The 13,177-nt window shown below is 71.1% G+C and carries 14 protein-coding genes; 9 read left to right on the forward strand and 5 right to left on the reverse strand.

Translation table 11 applies throughout. From position 1 onward, the window contains the following. Positions 1-338: 338 nt before the first annotated feature. Positions 339-1,835 (forward strand): glycoside hydrolase family 43 protein, encoded by a 1,497-nt coding sequence (locus QWI33_RS19950; protein WP_289958906.1) that lies wholly within the window; start codon positions 339-341, stop codon positions 1,833-1,835. 13 nt (positions 1,836-1,848) lie between these two features. On the opposite strand, the gene QWI33_RS19955 is transcribed toward QWI33_RS19950, so the two are convergent. Then, positions 1,849-2,295 carry a universal stress protein gene (locus QWI33_RS19955; RefSeq protein WP_289958907.1) on the reverse strand — a complete coding sequence of 149 codons (447 nt, stop codon included), beginning with the start codon at positions 2,293-2,295 and terminating at the stop codon, positions 1,849-1,851. Between the two features lie 230 nt (positions 2,296-2,525). Between QWI33_RS19955 and QWI33_RS19960 the strand changes: the two genes are divergently transcribed. The 3 genes from QWI33_RS19960 (at position 2,526) to QWI33_RS19970 (ending at position 6,766) form a co-directional block, all read left to right on the forward strand. Continuing rightward, on the forward strand, positions 2,526-3,749 hold the full coding sequence (locus QWI33_RS19960) for a sulfotransferase family protein (protein ID WP_289958908.1): 1,224 nt from the start codon (positions 2,526-2,528) through the stop codon (positions 3,747-3,749). Between the two features lie 273 nt (positions 3,750-4,022). Continuing rightward, the gene (locus QWI33_RS19965; protein ID WP_353895526.1) at positions 4,023-5,462 is read left to right on the forward strand and encodes a basic amino acid/polyamine antiporter; all 1,440 of its coding nucleotides are present in this window, start codon (positions 4,023-4,025) and stop codon (positions 5,460-5,462) included. A 53-nt stretch (positions 5,463-5,515) separates the two neighbouring features. After that, positions 5,516-6,766, forward strand: a complete 1,251-nt coding sequence (locus QWI33_RS19970; protein ID WP_289958910.1) for an arginine deiminase — start codon at positions 5,516-5,518, stop codon at positions 6,764-6,766. Positions 6,767-6,874: 108 nt separating this feature from the next. Here the strand turns inward: QWI33_RS19970 and QWI33_RS19975 are convergent, their stop codons facing one another. Beyond that, on the reverse strand, positions 6,875-7,345 hold the full coding sequence (locus tag QWI33_RS19975; RefSeq protein ID WP_289958911.1) for a carboxymuconolactone decarboxylase family protein: 471 nt from the start codon (positions 7,343-7,345) through the stop codon (positions 6,875-6,877). A 171-nt stretch (positions 7,346-7,516) separates the two neighbouring features. Between QWI33_RS19975 and QWI33_RS19980 the strand changes: the two genes are divergently transcribed. From QWI33_RS19980 to QWI33_RS19990, 3 genes are all read left to right on the forward strand, one after another. Then, on the forward strand, positions 7,517-8,398 hold the full coding sequence (locus tag QWI33_RS19980) for a sigma-70 family RNA polymerase sigma factor (RefSeq protein WP_289958912.1): 882 nt from the start codon (positions 7,517-7,519) through the stop codon (positions 8,396-8,398). A 67-nt stretch (positions 8,399-8,465) separates the two neighbouring features. Further along, positions 8,466-8,948 carry a DUF2975 domain-containing protein gene (locus QWI33_RS19985; protein WP_289958913.1) on the forward strand — a complete coding sequence of 161 codons (483 nt, stop codon included), beginning with the start codon at positions 8,466-8,468 and terminating at the stop codon, positions 8,946-8,948. Further along, positions 8,948-9,160, forward strand: coding sequence for a helix-turn-helix domain-containing protein (locus tag QWI33_RS19990; protein WP_289958914.1), 213 nt, complete (start codon positions 8,948-8,950; stop codon positions 9,158-9,160). The genes QWI33_RS19985 and QWI33_RS19990 overlap by 1 nt, the downstream gene beginning before the upstream one ends. Positions 9,161-9,211: 51 nt before the next feature. Here the strand turns inward: QWI33_RS19990 and QWI33_RS19995 are convergent, their stop codons facing one another. Further along, positions 9,212-10,048 carry an aldo/keto reductase gene (locus QWI33_RS19995; RefSeq protein ID WP_289958915.1) on the reverse strand — a complete coding sequence of 279 codons (837 nt, stop codon included), beginning with the start codon at positions 10,046-10,048 and terminating at the stop codon, positions 9,212-9,214. A gap of 249 nt (positions 10,049-10,297) precedes the next feature. Between QWI33_RS19995 and QWI33_RS20000 the strand changes: the two genes are divergently transcribed. Next, on the forward strand, positions 10,298-10,768 hold the full coding sequence (locus QWI33_RS20000) for a rhodanese-like domain-containing protein (RefSeq protein ID WP_289958916.1): 471 nt from the start codon (positions 10,298-10,300) through the stop codon (positions 10,766-10,768). Between the two features lie 19 nt (positions 10,769-10,787). Then, entirely contained in the window at positions 10,788-11,516 is a 729-nt protein-coding gene (locus QWI33_RS20005; RefSeq protein WP_289958917.1) for a PIG-L deacetylase family protein, read from the forward strand. Between the two features lie 242 nt (positions 11,517-11,758). On the opposite strand, the gene QWI33_RS20010 is transcribed toward QWI33_RS20005, so the two are convergent. Continuing rightward, positions 11,759-12,571, reverse strand: coding sequence for a hypothetical protein (locus tag QWI33_RS20010; protein ID WP_289958918.1), 813 nt, complete (start codon positions 12,569-12,571; stop codon positions 11,759-11,761). After that, positions 12,568-13,110: a SigE family RNA polymerase sigma factor gene (locus tag QWI33_RS20015; protein ID WP_289958919.1), complete on the reverse strand. Its 543-nt coding sequence runs from the start codon at positions 13,108-13,110 to the stop codon at positions 12,568-12,570. Before QWI33_RS20015 ends, QWI33_RS20010 begins: the two co-directional genes overlap by 4 nt. Positions 13,111-13,177: the final 67 nt, after the last annotated feature.

Consider the following 13,177-nt stretch of genomic DNA (forward strand, 5'->3'; position numbering starts at 1 on the left):
CTTGAGGGAGTCGTGCCGGGCGGGAGCCCGGCGGGCGGGTATACGGGAGGCCCCGGGTACCCGCCCAGTCCCACCTTCACCACTACCAGTGAAAAGGACACCCTCGCATACGGGTCCGACAAAAATCCCGGTTCGAACAGGACGCGAACAATTGTCGGGTCGGGTCGGGTCGGGTCGGTCGACCGAGCGCTCCTCGAGGCCCGCGGCGATGGGACCGAGCGGTCCACGCCGCCGGGGAAGTCGCGGACCCGCTGCGGGCGTAGGCGGACCCCCGCCCGGTTGACAAAGTTTGACGACACAACTTAGTCTGGTGCTTCCGCGCTGATCGAGGGAGCACCGTGAACCAGCCTGCCGTCTCCGGGGCCGAGCACCCGGTCGTCCCCGGGTTCCACCCCGACCCGACGATCTGCCGCGTCGGCGAGGACTACTACCTCGCCCACTCCAGCTTCGAGTACTTCCCCGGCGCACCGATCTTCCACAGCCGCGACCTCGTGCACTGGAAGCAGATCGGCAACATCCTCGACCGCCGCGGCCAGTTCCTGCGCGCAGACGGCCGCCCCTCCGGCGGCATCTACGGCTCCACCCTCCGCCACCACGAGGGCCGCTTCTACTTCGCGACCACCAACGTCGGCGACGCCGACTCCGGCCAGACCATCGTCACCGCCGAAGACCCCGCCGGCCCCTGGAGCGACCCGATCTTCATCCCCCAGGCCGTCGGCATCGACCCCGACATCTGCTGGGACGACGACGGCGAACTCCTCCTCACCTGGACCGGCCACGTCGCCGGCACCGAACTCTCCGGGATGCTCCAAGGCCGCGTCGACCTCAAGACCGGCGAGTTCATCGGCGAGCCCTACCGGGTCTGGCAGGGCACCGGCGCCCTCGACTTCCCCGAGGCCCCGCACCTCTACCGGCACGGCGACCACTGGTACCTGCTCCTCGCCGAGGGCGGCACCGAACGCGGCCACGCAGTGACCGTGGCCCGCGCCGACCGCCCCGAAGGCCCCTACGAGTCCTGCCCTGCCAACCCGGTCTTCAGCCACCGCTCGCGCCCCGGCCTGCCGGTCCAGAACACCGGGCACGCCGACCTCGTCCAGACCGCCTCAGGCGAATGGGCCGCCGTCTACCTCGCCGTGCGCCCCTCCGGCTTCACCCCCGGCTACCACGTCCTCGGCCGCGAGACCTTCCTCGCCGGCGTCGACTGGGTCGACGGCTGGCCGGTATTCGACGAGCACCGCTACGAATTCACGCCCGACGGCACCGCCGTCGAAGACGACTTCACCGCGGACGCCCTGCACCTGCGCTGGATCTCGCCCGCGAGCGAACCGGACGCGATCGCCGCACCCGACCCCGAAGGGGGCCTGCGGCTCCGCGCCCCGGGCGACGGCTCACCCGGGCTGCTGTGCACCCGCGTCGAGGACCTGCGCTGGGAGGCCGACGCCGCGTTCACCGGCTCGGGCCGCTTCGAGGTCCGCATCGACGACCGGCACCGCTACGGCCTCGTGTTCGAGGACGGCGCGGTGCGCGCGGAGGCGAGGATCGGCGGCGTCAGCGCCGAACTGGGCTCGGCCCGGGTCGCCGGGGACGCGGTGGTGCTGCGGATCGCCGCGGTGGACTGCGAGGCCGAGACCATGACGGCCTTCGGCCCCGACGACATCGTGCTGGCGCTGGTCGACGGCGGCGACGTCACGGAGCTGGCGCGCCTCGACGGCCGCTACCTCTCGACCGAGGTCGCGACCGGCTTCACCGGCCGGGTGCTGGGCGTCGGCGCGGCCGGTGGCGCGTCGCGCCTGCGCAGGTTCGCGTACACCCCGGCGGGAGTGCCCGCGGAGTAGTACCGCCCGGCCCTCAGTCCGTGTCGCGGATGACCACGACCGGGCAGGGGGCGTGGTGGACGCAGTAGTGGCTCACCGAGCCGATGAGGGACCCGACGAATCCGCCGTGCCCGCGACTGCCCACCACGAGCAGGTCGGCGCCTTCGGCCATGTCGATGAGCGTCTTGGCCGGGTGGCCGCCCACGGTGTGGTGCTCGACCTCGACGTCCGTCTTCGCGCCCAGGGCGTGGCTGACCGCCGCTTCGAGCGACTGCCTGGCGGACTGGTCGAACTCCTCGCCGCCGGGCAGGACCATCATGCCGCTGCCGTACATGGTCGGGACTTCCCAGGCCTGGACCGCCTCGATCTTCGCGCCGGTGCGCCGCGCCTGCCGAACGGCCCATTCGAGGGCCCTGATCGAGGGCCCGGAGCCGTCGACGCCGACGACGATGCGCTCCTGCCGCTCCTCTGTGCCGTCCATGATTCCTCCCAGTGCCGCTCCGAGCTTCCGGAGTACCCGCCTGAACTGGGGTCGAACCCTCGGGAGCACCCGAAATCGCCGGGTACGCGGCCGCCTCGCTGAGCCCGGCCGCGGGCCGCGCGCGCGAACATGAGCGTATTGCTTCGTTCACTGTGGGCGCTTATGCTCGACGGGTTCTCTTACCCCCGATTGTCTTGCCGCCGTGCAGGAACAAGCAGAAGGAGATCCGCGTGGGACACGCGACCCTCACCGTCAAGGCCGTCAACGCCCTCCTCACCCCGACGGTCCGCGGTCGCCGCGGCAGGGTCGACGGCGAGATCGCGCGGATGGTGGCCGCCGCCGAGGCCGCGACCGGCGCTTCCGCCGCGCCGCACCGCGAGTACATCGAAGACTGCCGGTTCATCCTCGGCTGCTACGCCGACGAGCAGGAGGCCTCGTTCCTGGGCTGGACCGCGATCCGCGGCGACGTGCAACGCCGCATCACCAACCGCCTCAAGGTCGCCAAGCTCATCGCCGACCGCCCCCGGATCGAGGACGAGCCGATCAGCGCCCCGATCGTCGTGACCGGCCTGCCCCGCACCGCGACCACGCTGGCGCACAACCTGCTCGCCGGTCCCGAGGGGAACCGCGCGCCGCTGTTCTGGGAGCTGTTCGACACGATGCCCGGCGACGCCGACCAGGCCGCGCGGGAGGCGTCGATCGCCGCGACCCAGCAGTGGGTCGCCTCGATGAACAAGGCCGTGCCGGTCTTCCCCGACATCCACCTCATGGACGCGCTCAGGCCCGAGGAATGCGTGTTCCTGCTGCCGTTCCACAGCTTCCTGTGGAACATGACCGGGCCGCTCGAGCGCTACCGGGAGTGGTGCGCGGAGCGCGACTACACCGAGGACTACCGCTACTTCAAGCAGGCGCTGCAGATCCTCCAGTTCGGCCAGGAGCGCAAGCGGTGGGTCCTGAAGAGCCCCTGCCACCTGTGGTCGCTCGACGCCCTCGTCAAGGTCTTCCCCGACGCGAAGGTGGTGTGGACGCACCGCGACCCGGTGACCGTCATGGGCTCGTACTGCTCGCTCGTGGAGGTCGGCTGGTCCGTGTACCAGCGCCGACTCGACCCCGAGGTGCTCGGCGAGACCTGCCTCTCCATGCTGACGGAGGCGATCGCGTCCGCGCGCGCGTCGCGGCTGCGCCTGGGGAGCGAGAACGTCGTCGACGTCGGGTACCCGCACCTCGCCGGCGACGCCCGCAACCAGGTGCCGCCCCTGTTCCACCGGCTCGGCCTGCCCTGGGGGCCGGCCGAGGCCGAGAACCTGGAGTACCTGCTGGACCTGCCGACGCGGCGGCGCAAGCACGAGTACACGCTGTCGCGGTACGGGCTCTCGCAGAACGAGGTCGAAGCGGCGTTCGGGGACTACACGAGCCTGGTGGCGAACCTTCCCGCGCTGCCGAAGCGCTACTGAACGAAGCGCCTTCAAAGAAGCGCCACTGAACGAAGCGCATCGAACGACGAGCCGTCCATCGGGGCGGCCCCGTGACGACAGGCCCGGGCACGCCTCGCTGAGGCGTGCCCGGACCGCTGCGAGCACTGACCCGACAAGGCCTCGGAAGGCCCGCCGGCGAGGCCCGCCCCGCGGGGGCGGTTCGCCGAATCCGAGCCCGCGTCAGCCCCCCGGCGTTATATTCAGGACTCCAGTGCCCTAACGGGCCTCAATGGTCTGACCTGCGAGGACGCCATGGCCCAACCCGTGAGCGAGGTGGAAGCACCGCGCGCAGTCAAACTCGCCTTCTGGACCCTCACCTCGATGGTCGTCGGCTCCATGGTCGGCGCCGGCGTCTTCTCGCTCCCCGCCCGGTTCGCGCAGGAGACCGGCGTCGCGGGCGCGCTCATCTCCTGGGCCGTCGCCGGCACGGGCATGCTCATGCTCGCCTTCGTCTTCCAGAACCTCGCCAACCGCCGCCCCGACCTCGACGCCGGCGTCTACGCCTACGCCAAAGCCGGGTTCGGCGAATACCCCGGCTTCTTCTCCGCGTTCGGCTACTGGGCCAGCGCCTGCGTCGGCAACGTGACCTACTGGGTGCTCATCATGTCGACGGCGGGCGCGCTCGTGCCCGCGCTCGGCGAAGGCGACACGGTCCTCGCGATCGTGCTCTCCTCCGCCGGCCTGTGGGGGTTCTTCCTGCTCATCAAGCAGGGCGTGAAGGAGGCCGCGGCGATCAACCGGGTCGTCACGGTCGCCAAGCTCATCCCGATCTGCGTGTTCGTGCTCCTCTCGCTGTTCGTGTTCGACCCGGGCGTGTTCGCCGCGAACTTCGGCGGCGCCGACTACGCGGGTTCGCTGTTCGACCAGGTCCGGAGCACCATGCTGGTGACGGTGTTCGTGTTCCTCGGGGTCGAGGGCGCGAGCGTCTACTCCCGGCACGCGAAGCGCCGCGCCGACGTCGGGCGGGCCACGGTCACCGGGTTCCTCTCGGTGTTCGCGGTCTTCGCGTCGGTCACGATCGTGTCGTACGGGGTCATGCCGATGGAGGAGATCGCGGAGCTGCGGCAGCCGTCGATGGCCGGGGTGCTGGAGGCCGCGGTCGGCACGTGGGGGATGGTGTTCGTCTCGATCGGCCTGGTCGTCTCGGTGCTCGGCGCGTACCTGGCGTGGACGCTCATGGCGGCCGAGGTGCTGTTCGTGGCGGCGAAGGACAAGGACATGCCGCGGTTCCTCGGCCGCGCGACGAAGGCGGACGTGCCCGTGCCGGCCCTCGTCCTCACGACCGCGCTCAGCCAGCTGGTCCTGGTCGTCACCTACTTCTCGGACGACGCGTTCAACTTCGCGCTCGACCTCACCAGCGCCCTGACGCTCATCCCGTTCCTGCTCGCCGCCCTGTTCGCGGTGAAGGTCGCCGCGGGCCGGGACGGGCGGGCGGTGCGCGGGGGGCGCCCGGAGATGACGGTGGCGGTCCTGGCCGTCGTGTACACGGCGTTCCTGCTGTTCGCGGCGGGGCTGAAGTTCGTGCTCGTGTCCTTCATCATCTACGCCCCGGCGACGATCCTGTTCGTCATGGCCCGCCGCGAGCAGGGGCGGCGCCTGTTCAGCCCGTGGGAGGCCGTGCTGCTGGCGGTCTCGGTGGCCGGGGCGGTGGTCGGCGTCGTGGCGCTCGCCGCGGGCTGGCTGACCATCTGAACGACCTTGCATCCGAACGACATTCGCAGACCGTGCTTCCGGGGGGAACCGCAATGAACGACCGAGTCCAGTCCTACGGCGTCCACTCCGAGGTCGGGAGGCTCCGCAAGGTCCTGGTGTGCGCGCCGGGGCTCGCGCACCGCCGCCTGACGCCGACGAACGCGCCGGGCCTCCTGTTCGACGACGTGATGTGGGTGGAGAACGCCCGGCGCGACCATGACGAGTTCGTCGAGAACATGCGCGCCAGGGGGGTCGAGGTTGTGGAGCTGCACGACCTCCTCTCGCAGACCATGGCGGACAAGGAGGCCCGCGGGTGGCTGCTCGACCGGAAGATCACCGCGAACGAGGTCGGCGTCGGCCTCATCGAGCCGACCCGCGAGTACCTGGAGTCGATCGGCCCGGCCGACCTCGCCGAGCACCTCATCGGCGGTCTGTCCACACACGACCTGCCGCAGGATCTGCGGCCGGGGTACGTGGCGCTGGCGCGGGAGTCGACGGGCGCGCGCGAGTACCTCATGCCGCCGCTGCCGAACACCTTGTACACCAGGGACACCACGTGCTGGCTCTACGGCGGCCTGACCTTGAATCCGCTGTACTGGCCTGCGCGCCATGACGAGACGTTGCTGATGAAGGCGGTGTACACGTTCCATCCCGAGTTCAAGGGCTCGCGGGTGTGGTGGGGCGATCCGGACCAGTCGTGGGGGCAGGCGACGTTCGAGGGCGGCGACATCATGCCGGTGGGGAAGGGCGTGGTGCTCATGGGGATGAGCGAGCGCACTTCCCGGCAGGCGATCACGCAGGTCGCGAAGGCCCTGTTCGATCAGGGGGCGGCGGAGCGGGTGGTGGTGGCGGGGATGCCGAAGCTGCGCGCGGCCATGCACCTGGACACGGTGTTCACGTTCGCCGACCGAGATGTGGTGACGCTGTACCCGAAGATCATGGACGCGGTGCACACGTTCTCCTTGCGGCCCAGTGACCGGTCGCCGGGGTTGGAGCTGGAGGACCACGGTTCGGCGGCGTTCACCGAGGTGGTGGCCGAGGCGCTGGGGCTGCGGCGGCTGCGGGTCATCGCCACGGGCGGCGACGTCTACGCCTCGGAGCGGCAGCAGTGGGATTCGGGGAACAACGCGGTGGCGCTGGAGCCGGGGGTGGTGATGACGTACGACCGGAACACGCAGACGAACACGCTGCTGCGGGACGCCGGGATCGAGGTCATTCCGATCGTCGGCGCCGAGCTGGGGCGCGGCAGGGGCGGCGGGCACTGCATGACCTGCCCGATCATCCGCGACCCGGTCGATTTCTGAGGCGCGGTCCGGCGGAGGCGCCGTCGATAGCGGGGCCCGGTTCGGGGCGCGGCCGCCATGCGGCCGCGCCCTTCGGGTGTTCCGGGGTGGTGCCGGTTCGAGAGGGCCTTAACCCCACTGGCCGGGCTCGTAGGAGCCGGCCGGGGTGCGGGTGATGGCGTTCATCCGGTTGTAGGCGTTGATGAGCGCGATGGTCGAGACGAGGGCGACCAGCTGGTCGTCGTCGAAGTGCTTGCGGGCGTCGTCCCAGACGTCGTCGCGGACCCCTTCGCCGTCGGCGAGGCGGGTGCCGGCCTCGGTGAGGGCGAGCGCCGCCCTCTCGGCTTCGGTGAAGACCGTGGCTTCGCGCCAGGCGGCGACCATGGCGAGGCGGACCGGGGTCTCGCCTTCGTGGGCGGCGTCCTTGGTGTGCATGTCGAGGCAGACGCCGCAGCCGTTGATCTGGCTGGCGCGGATCAGCACCAGGTTCGGGATGCCCTCGGGCAGTGCGGCGCCGCTGAGGGACCGGCCGGCGGCGTTGATGTGCTTGGCGAACTTCGCGGCGAGGGGGTTCGAGTAGTAGTCGATGCGGGCTTCCATGGCGGGCTCCTTCAGGTGTCGTTCGATGTACCGCCATGACGGAGCGCCGCGCCCCGATGTGACCGCGTGTGCCCTGGATCACGAACCGGGTGCTGCGGGGGCGGGACGGTCACGTTTCCCGGCCGGCCCGCGTCATACAGTCGACGATCCCGTCGAAGGAGGAGAGCGAGCATGAACGACGACCTGTGGCTGGCAGAGCGCTTCGAGGCCGACCGGCCCCGGTTGGAGGCCGTGGCGTTCCGGATGCTCGGCTCGTCCGGGGAGGCCGAGGACGCCGTGCAGGAGGCCTGGTTCCGCTTGGCCGCCAGCGATTCCACGCGGATCGACAACCTCAGCGGCTGGCTGACCACCGTGGTCGGCCGGGTCTGCCTCGACCAGTTGCGGCGGCGCAAGTCCCGCGCCGAGCAGCCGATGCCGGACCACGCGCCCGAGCCGGTGGCCCTCCCGGGGCCGGCGGACGTGGAGGCGGACCCGGAGTCGGCCGCGGTCATGGCCGACTCGGTGAGCCTGGCGCTGCTGGTGGTGCTGGAGACGCTCGAGCCCGCCGAGCGGCTCGCGTTCGTCCTCCATGACATGTTCGGCGTCCCCTTCGACGACATCGCGCAGATCGTCGACCGCACGCCGACGGCGGCCCGCAAGCTCGCGAGCCGCGCCCGGGCGCGGGTCCGGGGGACCGATGTGCTGGAGCGCAAGGAGGTCTCGAAGCAGCGCACGGTGGTGGAGGCGTTCCTGGCGGCGGCGCGTGGCGGGGACTTCGAAGCGCTCGTCGCGGTGCTCGACCCCGAGATCACCCTGCGCACCGACGCGGCCGAGGTCGGCCAGATCATCCGCGGTGCGGCCCAGATCGCCGGCGGCGCGATGACCTTCGCGGCCATGGCGACCGGCGCGCAACTGGTGCTCGCCGACGGCAAGATCGGCGTCATCTCCTCGATGCCCGACCTGCCCACGCGGGTCCTGGTGTTCACCGTCGAAGGCGACCGGATCATCGCGATGGAGGGCGTCACCGACCCCGACCGCGTGCGCGGCATGGCACTCACCCTCCTCGACGCCTGAACTGGAATCTCTCGATAATCGATCAGGACCTATTGACTTTCGATAGATACTGATCGACAATCGAGAGATGAATGCTTTCGTCGCACTCCTCGCGCGGGTCGGTCTCATCGCCGCCTTCCTGGCCGCGCTCTACGCCCAGGTGGTGGTCCTCCCGGGATTCCTGCGGCAGGGGGGCTCGGAAGGCATCGACTGGGTCCACCCCTACGCCGTCGCGGCGATGGTCGGCCTCCTCTGCGTCGAGGTCGTCCTCGTCTCGGCCTGGATGTTGCTGGGCAGGGCGCGGCGCGGCGAACTCCTCACCAAGCGGGCGGTCCGCTGGATCGACGTCGTCATCGCCGCGACCGCGGTCGCGACGCTCCTGGCGGCCGCGGCCACGGTGCACCTCGCGACCACGGACGCCACGGTGCGCGCGAGCGTGCGCGCCGACGAATTCCGGATCGCCTTCCTGCTGCTCTGCGCGGGTATCGGATTCGGGGCCCTCATGCTCGTGCTGCGCCGGCTGCTGCGCCGCGCCGCCGAGCTCAAAGCCGAGATGGCCGAGGTGATCTGATGGCGATCGTCGTCGAGATCGACGTGCTGCTCGCCAAGCGCGGCATGTCGGTCGGCGAGTTCGCGGAGGCCGTCGGCATCTCCCCCGCGAACGTCGCCGTCCTCAAGAACGGCCGCGCCAAGGCGGTGCGCTTCACGACCCTCGACGCCATCTGCCGCGTCCTGGACTGCCAGCCCGGCGACGTGCTCCGGTGGGAGCCCGACCGGCGCTGACAACGGCCGCGGCGGCGCCGGGGGAACCCGGCGCCGCCGCACTGCGTGCTCCTAGTGCCCGAACGCGTCCGAGTCGGCCGCAGCCGCCTCGCCCTGGTCCAGGGCGGCCAGCGCCATCACGTCGTCGGGTTCCAACTGGAAGTCGAAGACGTCGAGGTTCTGCTTGAGCCGCTCCGGGTCGCTCGACTTCGGGACCACCGCGAGCCCGGAGTCCAGGTGCCAGCGCAGCACCACCTGCACGGGCGTCTTCCCGTACTTCTCGGCCAGTTGCAGGACCTTGGGCTCGTTGCGGACCTCGCCGCCCTGGCCGCCGATCGGGGACCACGACTGGGTCACGATGCCCCGCTCCTTGTGGTACGCGCGCGTTTCGAGCCGTGTCGTCAAAGGGCTCAACTGGATCTGGTTCACGTCCGGGATGACGCCGGTGGCCTCTATGATCCGGTCCAGGTGCGCCGGTTTGAAGTTCGAGGTGCCGATCGCCTTGACCCGGCCCGACTCCAGCAGGCGCACCAGGCCCTGCCAGGCCTCGATGTACTTGCCGTGCTGGGGGTTCGGCCAGTGGATGAGCAGCAGGTCGAGGTAGTCGAGCCCGAGGCGGTCGAGGCCGCGTTCGCAGGCGTCGGCGGCGAGGTCGACGCCGTGCCACTCCTTGTTGAACTTGGTGGTGACGAACAGGTCTTCGCGGGCGACGCCGGAGGCCTTGAGGCCCAGGCCGACTCCGCGTTCGTTCTTGTAGTTCTCGGCCGTGTCGACCAGCCGGTAGCCGAGCCCGATCGCCTCGGCGACCACGCGTTCGGCCTCGGCGTCGTCCATGGGCCACGTGCCCAGGCCCAGCAGCGGCATGGCCGCGCCGTGCGCGAGTTCGACGGTCGGTGCGGTGGTTGGCATGGGAGAAGCCTCTCTGGTCGGAGTGCGCCGCCGGGGCGGCGCCGGTGCAGGGCGCCGTCGTGAGGAGACGCTGTCGCATGGAGCGCGGTTGTAAGGAGCGCGGTCGCGAGGGGGCGCCGGGACCTACGCTACCGCCGCCCGAGTACCCGTGAAGCGGGGCGAAACACCCGTATCGCGGCGACGTTCCCACATCATGACCAACATTGTGTCAAGTGCTCGTATTTTTGTACCGGCACATAGATTCAGGGTATGGAAACGAACCCGAACGCCGTGCTGCGCGTCCCTCCGGCCTCCCCCGCCGACGCCCTCGCGTACTTCACCGGCCTCATGACCTACAGCACCGACGTCTCGGACGTCCACGCCGCCACCGAGGACGAGGACCCCGGGTTCACGCTCGTCGACACCCGCGGCGACGCCGCCTGGTTCCAGGGCCGCGTCCCCGGCGCCGTGCACCTCCCGACCGACGAGATCGCCGCCCGCGCCGACGGCCTCATCGACCCCGCGCGGCCCGTCGTCGTCTACTGCTGGGGTCCCGGCTGCAACGGCGCCTACCGCGCCGCGGCCGCATTCGCGGCCATCGGATACCAGGTCAAGTACATGATGGGCGGGTTCGAGTACTGGGTGCGCGAAGGCCTCCCGGTCGCCACCGACGCCGGCGTCGAGCGCGGCAGGCCCGACCCGCTGACCGCCCCGTCGAGCGGCGTCGCCTGCGACTGCTGAGCCGCGCCATAATCGACGCATGAGCGAACTCCTTGCGATGCCAGAGGACTGGACGAAGGCACTGGCCATCGTGGCCCACCCCGACGACATGGAGTACGGCGCCGCCGCGGCCGTCGCCCGCTGGACGGGCGGCGGCCGCGAGGTCGCCTACCTCATGGTCAGCCGCGGCGAGGCCGGCATCGACACCATGGCGCCGGAGGAGTGCGCGCCGGTGCGCGAGGCCGAGCAGCGCGCCTCGGCCGCGGTCGTCGGCGTCTCCTCCGTCGAATTCCTCGACCACCGCGACGGCGTCATCGAATCCGGCGTCGCCCTCCGCCGCGACCTCGCCGCCGCGATCCGCCGCCACCGGCCCGAGCTCGTCATCACCCTCAACCGGCGCGACCACTTCATGCCCGGCAACTGGAACAGCGCCGACCACCGGGCCGTCGGCGAATCGGTGCTCGACGCCGCCAACGACGCGGGCAACCGCTGGATCTTCCCCGAGCTCGCCGCCGAAGGCCTCGAGCCGTGGGGCGGGGTGCGGTGGGTGGCGCTCGCCGCTTCGCCGGAGTCGACGCACGCGGTCGACGTGACCGACACGATGGAGGCCGGCATCGCCTCGCTCCTGGAGCACCGCGCCTACATCGCGGCGCTCACCGACGAGGACCCGGAGACGTACGTGCGCGGCTTCCTCTCGAGCTTCGCCGCAGGCGCGGGCGAGCGCTTCGGCACCCAGTACGCGACCACGTTCGAGCTGATCAGTTTCTGACAACCGCCTCGGCGAGTCGAGGATGTTCGGGCTTGATGATGGCCAGGATCGGACGTTCGGGCGTTTCCTGTCGCACCCCGGGAGTACTTTTGCGCCAGGGGTCCCTTAGGGGGGATTTATGCGGATATTACGGGACCGCACCCATTTCATATTCGGAGCGGGGACCGGGCCGATGGCCCGGTCCCCGCTCTCGCCCTGGGGTCGCCGCATCGAGCGGCGGAGTCAATGCCGCGGCGCGGCGGTCAGGTGAAGTCGCCTTCCGTCGCGCCGGTCTCGCCGCCCTCGGTCTCGGCCTCGAACGTGAACCGGTCCTCGGCCGCGCTGCGCGCGCCCGAGCCGTGGTTGAACTGGCCCGCGAGCGTGTACTCGCCGACCGGGAGCACCGCCCCGTCCCGCAGGCTCCAGCGGTACACCAGGAAACCGTCCTCCCTGGTCACCACCGCCGCGTTGAACCAGGTGTCGCCCGTGGTCCACGCCCCGGTCGACTCCAGGCCGCCGCCCTCGGCCACCCGCAGCTCCACGTCCAGCTCCGTGAGCGGCTCCTCGTTGCGCACCTTCAGGTCCAGCTGCGACCAGAACTCTTCCTCGCTGTCCGGGTTCACTGACCCGTCCGTCCACAGCCATGCGGGCGCGACCGGGGCCTCCGGGCTCGACTCGCCCTCGGACGAGACGTCCTCGGACGTCTCGCCGTCCGGCTCGTCGCCGCCCTCGTCCGCGCTCGTCGCCTCGCCGCCCGTGGCGGCGTCGCCGCCGCTCGCGGGGTCCGTCGCCTCAGCGGACCGGGTACCGGGGCCGGCCGCAGGAGGTTCGGGAGTCGGGCCGGCCACCGGGCCGATGCCCAGGAACTGCCCGAAGAACACGATCACGCCGATGAGCGCCAGCGCCGCGCCCGTCGCCAGGCCCAGCTGCGGGATCCGCCAGCCGGTGCGCACGGTCTCGGCCTGCACCCGGGGCGTGCGCATGCCCTCGGACACGCGCGTCCACATCCGGTCGCGGTCCGGTTCGTACTCCTCGGCGGTCACCCGGAGCCGGTCGTTCACGTCGTCGTCGTTCACTGCCGCTCCCCCTTCCTCATCGAAGCCCAGGCCGATCCCTCCTGGGGTCCGAGGATGCGCCGCAGGTCGGCCAGGCCCTTCGACGTCTGGCTCTTGACCGTGCCGATCGAGATGCCGAGCGCGTCGGCGGTCTCGCGTTCGGAGAGCTCCAGCGAGTGCCGCAGGACGACGCACGCGCGCCGCCGCAGCGGCAGCCGCTCCAGTGCCGCCCGCACGTCCACGACCGCCGCCGTGTCGGGGCCGTCGTGGGTCTCGCCGGGACGCTGCCAGAACAGCGTGTTGCGGCGCCGCTCGCGCACGGCCGCGCGGATGCGGCTCTTGGCGAGGTTGGCGACGATACCGCGCGCGTAGGCGATCTGCGACCGGGCCCGCCGGGCCTGGTCCCACTGCCGCCACACCGCGAGCATCGCGTCCGCCGCGATGTCCTCGGCCGCCCCGCTCTCGCCGATGAGCAGCCACGCGAAGCGCGCCAGCTCGGCGTGGTGCCGCTCGAAGAAGGCGCGGAACGCGTCCTCTTCCAGCTGAGCGGGGACGTCCAACGGGGGGCCTCCGGTCGCGGGTCGAATTCGGGGAGGCGGCGAGTCTAGCAATTTCACCATGGCGCCC

Source organism: Glycomyces tritici, from assembly GCF_030403505.1.